This window comes from Dyella sp. (assembly GCF_035508675.1).
GTDB lineage: Bacteria > Pseudomonadota > Gammaproteobacteria > Xanthomonadales > Rhodanobacteraceae > Dyella_B.
Genome location: NZ_DATJMN010000031.1, coordinates 1 through 5,462, shown reverse-complemented (window position 1 = coordinate 5,462; position 5,462 = coordinate 1). Strand labels below are relative to the sequence as shown.

The 5,462-nt window shown below is 64.8% G+C and carries 6 protein-coding genes; 1 reads left to right on the top strand and 5 read right to left on the bottom strand.

Translation table 11 applies throughout. The annotated features are described in order from the left end of the window. Positions 1 to 781 (bottom strand): tryptophan synthase subunit alpha (gene trpA / locus VMA74_RS01760; RefSeq protein ID WP_325364218.1); only part of this gene is annotated, 781 nt, incomplete at its 3' end. Further along, positions 778 to 1,989: a tryptophan synthase subunit beta gene (gene trpB / locus VMA74_RS01755; protein WP_325364216.1), complete on the bottom strand. Its 1,212-nt coding sequence runs from the start codon at positions 1,987 to 1,989 to the stop codon at positions 778 to 780. The genes trpB and trpA, both read right to left, overlap by 4 nt. A 120-nt stretch (positions 1,990 to 2,109) precedes the next feature. On the opposite strand from trpB, the gene VMA74_RS01750 reads away from it, so the two are divergent. After that, on the top strand, positions 2,110 to 3,000 hold the full coding sequence (locus tag VMA74_RS01750) for a LysR family transcriptional regulator (protein ID WP_325364220.1): 891 nt from the start codon (positions 2,110 to 2,112) through the stop codon (positions 2,998 to 3,000). A gap of 68 nt (positions 3,001 to 3,068) precedes the next feature. Here VMA74_RS01750 and VMA74_RS01745 read toward each other — a convergent pair whose 3' ends face one another. The 3 genes from VMA74_RS01745 to VMA74_RS01735 all read right to left on the bottom strand — a co-directional run. Then, positions 3,069 to 3,686 carry a phosphoribosylanthranilate isomerase gene (locus tag VMA74_RS01745; RefSeq protein WP_325364214.1) on the bottom strand — a complete coding sequence of 206 codons (618 nt, stop codon included), beginning with the start codon at positions 3,684 to 3,686 and terminating at the stop codon, positions 3,069 to 3,071. Continuing rightward, the gene (gene truA / locus VMA74_RS01740; RefSeq protein WP_325364212.1) at positions 3,683 to 4,450 is read right to left on the bottom strand and encodes a tRNA pseudouridine(38-40) synthase TruA; all 768 of its coding nucleotides are present in this window, start codon (positions 4,448 to 4,450) and stop codon (positions 3,683 to 3,685) included. Before truA ends, VMA74_RS01745 begins: the two co-directional genes overlap by 4 nt. Positions 4,451 to 4,550: 100 nt before the next feature. After that, on the bottom strand, positions 4,551 to 5,462 hold a 912-nt coding region (locus VMA74_RS01735), incomplete at its 5' end, for a FimV/HubP family polar landmark protein (protein ID WP_325364210.1).

Below are 5,462 nucleotides of genomic sequence, written 5' to 3'. Positions count from 1 at the left end.
CGCGGATTGGGCGAAGAAATGCATCCACCCGTTCCACCATGTCCTTTTCTGTTCGCGCGCCATCAAGCTTTTCCACCAACGCACTGCCGATCACCACGGCGTCGGCGAACCCACTGATGGCTTTGGCGCTCTGCGCATCCTTTACGCCGAATCCCACTGCGACCGGCGCCTTGGCACGCTTGCGGATGTCAGCCACGCGTGCGGCGATGTCCTGCGTACTCAAGCGCCCTGCCCCCGTGATGCCGGCGAACGATACATAGTACAGGAAACCTTCGGCGGCCTCGCACAACTGCGCCATACGCGCGGGTGCGGTAGTGGGCGCGGCCAGCAGGATCTGCTTGAGGCCGGCGCGGCGCAAGGGCGTCAGCACCTCGGCTTCTTCCAGCGGGCAATCCACCAGCAATACGCCATCCACGCCTGCCTTGACGGCTTCATCCGCGAAGCGCTGGAAGCCACGGATTTCCACCGGATTGAGATAACCCATCAGCACCACCGGCGTGTCGTGATCGCGCTTGCGAAACTGTTCCACCCAGTTGAGCACGTCGAGGAGGCCCACGCCCTTGGCGATGGCGCGTTCGCTGGCGTGCTGGATCACCGGGCCATCGGCCATCGGATCGGAAAACGGCACGCCCAGTTCGATCACGTCGGCGCCGGCATCGACCAGTGCATGCATCAAGGCCACGGCATGTTCCGGCGCGGGATCGCCGGCGGTGACGAACGGAATCAAGCCGGTGCGGCCGGCATGCTTCAAGGCGGCAAAGCGCTGATCGATGCGGCTCATACCTGCACTCCTTCGCGTGCGGCAATCGTATGCACGTCTTTGTCGCCTCGACCGGAAAGATTGCACAGCACGATACCGTCCTTCGGCAGCTCGCGCGCCAGTTTCAGGGCTTGCGCCACGGCGTGGCTGGATTCCAGTGCGGCAAGAATGCCTTCGGTGCGCGCAAGCAAGTGGAACGCCTCCAGGGCTTCGTCATCGGTCACGCCGACGTATTCGGCACGACCAGCGTCTTTCAGGAACGCATGCTCCGGACCGACGCCCGGGTAATCGAGACCGGCCGAGACCGAATGCGTTTCGGTGATCTGGCCGTTGTCGTCGCACAGCACGTAGGTGCGATTGCCATGCAGCACACCGGGCCGCCCCGCCGCCAGCGAAGCGGCATGATGGCCGGTGGCGATGCCTTCACCGGCGGCTTCCGCACCGACGATGCGCACATCGCTATCGTTGAGAAACGCGTGGAACAAACCGATCGCGTTCGAGCCGCCGCCCACGCAAGCGGTAAGCACATCGGGCAAGCGGCCGTATTGCTCCAGCATCTGTGCGCGCGCTTCGCGCCCGACGATGGCGTTGAAATCGCGCACCATCATCGGATACGGATGCGGACCGGCCACGGTGCCGATGATGTAGAACGTGTCGGCGACGTTGGTCACCCAGTCGCGCATCGCTTCGTTCAAGGCATCCTTCAGCGTTTTCGATCCCGACGTGACCGGCACCACGTCCGCGCCGAGCAGCTTCATGCGGTACACGTTGATCTTCTGCCGCTCGATGTCGACAGCACCCATGTAGACCACGCACTTCAAGCCAAAACGCGCGGCGACCGTCGCGGTAGCCACGCCATGCTGGCCGGCGCCGGTCTCGGCGATCACGCGCGGCTTGCCCATGCGCTTGGCCACCAGCGCCTGGCCGATGGTGTTGTTGATCTTGTGTGCGCCGGTGTGGTTCAGATCCTCGCGCTTGAGCAGGATGCGCGCGCCGCCGACGTGCTGCGACAGCCGCTCGGCGTGATAGATCGGACTGGGGCGGCCGACGTAGTAGGTGAGGTCACGATCCAGTTCGGCCAGGAACTCGGGATCTTCGCGCAGGCGCAGGTAGGCTTCGGTCAGTTCGGCCAGCGGCGCCATCAGGGTCTCGGCCACGTACTGCCCGCCGAAGTCGCCGAAGCGCCCGTGGACGTCGGGCCATTGATGGAAATCCTGGGTCGTTGGCATTGGTGAGGAATCCTGTGGATACGGCAAGCGTGGAGGGAAGGGATCGTTGCGCAGAAAATACCGCGATTGACATGATCGAAAAAGCGATATGATCGCCGCCATCCGTTAGAAAAACTCACCATACCTGTGCGCGACCTGCCTTCCCTCAACGCCTTGCGCGCCTTCGAGGCCACTGCCCGCCTGGGCAGCGTCGGCCGCGCTGCCGACGAGCTGCACGTCACCCATGGCGCCATCAGCCGGCAGTTGCGCGTGCTTGAGGAAGCCTTGGGAAAACCCCTGTTTGTTCGCCAGGGACGTGGCGTGGCGCTCACCACCCTGGGGGAGGAACTGCGCGATCGCGTCAGCAACGCCTTCGAGCAATTGCGTGACGCCTGGACCGAACTGCAACGTGGCCGCGACGACGCACCTTTCGTGCTCGGCTGCGCCGGCAGCCTGCTCGCCCGCTGGGTGATTCCCCGCCTGGAGCGGCTGGAACGCGATCTGCCGATGCTGCGCCTGCATCTGTCGCCAGAGGAAGATCCACTGGCGCCGCGGCATGCCGAACCCGATGCAGCCTTGGCCGTCGCAGCACCGCCGTGGCCAACCGGCTGGCAAGTGCATGTACTGGCACCCGAGCGTATCGGCCCAGTCGTCAGCCCGCGTCATGCAGGGCTTGAGCGCTTGCTGCAACAGGGCGCGTCCGCTTTGAGCCATGAGGCGCTGCTGCACACCAGCTCGCGTCCGCAGGCGTGGCCGGCGTGGGCGCGCGCAAACGGGATTCCGCTTGAATCCCTCCACTACGGCCAAGGCTTTACGCATCTGTTCTATCTGCTGGAAGCCGCGGTAGCAGGCTTGGGCGTGGCGATCGCGCCAGCGCAACTGGTGCAAGACGATATCGACGCCGGGCGCCTGCTTGCGCCGTGGGGATTTCAACAGACCGATGCAAGCTGGATTCTGGCGACGCCGGGGCGGCGGGTGGATCGCCGCGTGGACGCTTTGGCGGCATGGATGCGCCATGCGTTGAGCGCATAACGTAGGCAGGATGAAATCCCAGCATTGCAATACATGGCGATGCTGGGATTTCATCCCAGCCTACGCGGCTATTTTGCCGAACGAACCGCAGCAATGAATTCGCGCATCTTGCCGTGATCCTTGATCCCCGGCGCCGATTCGATGCCGCTCGACACATCCACGGCCCACGGCTGCGCGATATGGATGGCGGCGGCGACATTCTGCGGGGTGAGACCGCCCGCCAGCAGCAACGGCTGTTTCAGATCGTGCGGCATCAGCGACCAGTCGAACAATTTGCCGCTGCCGCCCGGTTCGCCCAGACCGTGCCCATCCAACAACAGCCCCGCTGCATGCGGGTGATCGCGCAGCTGATAGAGCGCCGCAGTGCCCTCGCCCATCGCGATGGCCTTCAGGTAAGGCTGGCCGAACTGCTTGCACCATTCGTCGCCCTCGTTGCCGTGGAACTGCAGCATCGAGGGGCGCACGGTGTCGATGATCTCCTGCACGAGATTCGCTTCGTCATCCATGCACAAGGCCACCGTGGTGACGAAGGGTGGCATTGCCTCGACGATGGCGCGCGCCTGCCGCAGGGAAACCTGCCGCTTGCTGTGCGCGGTCAGCACCACGCCGATCGCATCGGCGCCCAGCTCGGCGGCAAGCAGGGCATCTTCGACGCGGGTCATGCCGCAACATTTGATGCGAGTCATTCGCTGACCTCCACGGGTAAACCCCAATGCTTTTCGTAGCGCGGACCGATGAAGGTTAACCCCGAGGCTGCCGCGGTGGGGCCGGCCACTTCACGGTTTCGCCCGGCCAACAATTCCGCGATCCATGCTTCCGGCTGTTCGCCGCGGCCCACCACCAGCAGCGAGCCCACGATGTTGCGCACCATGTGATGCAGGAACGCGTTCGCTTCGATGTCCACGACCACCTGCTCGCCTTCGCGCTGCACGCGCAAGTATTTCACTTCGCGGCGCGCATGCGCGGCCTGGCAAGATACTGCGCGAAACGCGGAGAAGTCGTGCTCGCCGATCAAGACCTGCGCCGCAGCATGCATGCGCCGAGCATCCAGCGGCAGGCGCTCCCAGGCAACATAGCGCGCGTCCAGCGCAGGGCGAACGGCGCGATTGAGCAAGGTATAGCGATAGCGCCGGCTACGCGCGGAGAAGCGTGCATGGAAATCATCGGGCATCACCTTGGCCCACAGCACGGCTACGCTCGACGGCAGATTGGAGCACGCACCCAGCACCCAGCCACGCAGGTCGCGCTGCACGTTCGTGTCGAAATGCACGACCTGGCAACGGCCGTGCACACCGGCGTCGGTACGGCCCGCACACGTCACCTCGATGGCTTCGGCAGCGACGAACGACAGCGCCCGTTCCAGGCTGGCCTGCACGCTGGCGTCGTGGCTCAGCCGCTGCCACCCGAAGAAGTCGGTGCCGTCGTATTCGATACCCAGGGCGATGCGCATGCGTGGCCGGAGAACTCAACAAGTGGGTAAGCGTAACAGGTGCCGAAAACGCATCGGGCCGGCAAGGCCGGCCCGATGTGCGTTTGGTAATGAACGCGGATCAGCTGATCTTTTCCAACAGCTGCTTCGCGACTTCCTTCTGCATCTGGGTGCCTTCGTGCATCACTTCTTCCAGCATGGCGCGAGCACCGTCCGGGTCGCCCATGTCGAGATAGGCGCGGGCCAGGTCGAGCTTGGTATCGACGGGATCGTCATGCAGCTCGCCGAAGTTGTCGTGATCGGCGTGGCCCGCCTGCGTATGCGGTGCATCCAGCGGTTCGTCGAACTTCCAGGTGGAGAGCGGCTCGTCCTCTTCCACCTCTTTCACTGCGGCTGCAGGTGCCGGAGCAGTGGCAGGTGCCGGAGCGGCCGTGCGCACCAGCGCCTCGGGATGATGCGGCGTCAAATCGAAATCGAAATGGTATTCGCTGACCTTGGATGGCTGCGCCGCCGGATTCTTGGCCGAAGCCGGTGCGACGGATTCCGCAGCGGGCGGATTGTTGTAACTGTCAATGTCGAAATGGTGCGGCGCCGGCTCGCGCATCGCGGTGGCATCGGCGCCCGGTTCGGCAAACAACGGATGGCCCGGCGCAAGGTCGCGCCCCATGTGCACCACATCCTGCCATTCGGGCTGGTCCGGGTCGGTGATGTGCGCGTGCATCGCCTCCGCGGCGGCTTCGAAATGCTCGACGTCGCGGCGGGTGTAGTACAGGCTGACCAGTTCCAGGTGCAGGCCGATGTCGTCGGGCTGTTCGGCAAGCTGGTCGAGCAGTTCGTCCTGGTCCGGATCGGAACCGGCGTGCGCCTCGCCCTCATCCGCGGTGCCGAAGCGATCGGCCAGCGAGCCGCCCTTGGTCGGCGCGGCGGCCTTCGGCGGCTTGGCGCCGGATTTGCCACGGCGCGACAGCAGCAGCCCCACCAGGCCTAGCACGATCACGCCAGCACCTGCGGCCCAGGCCCAGGGTTCCATGTA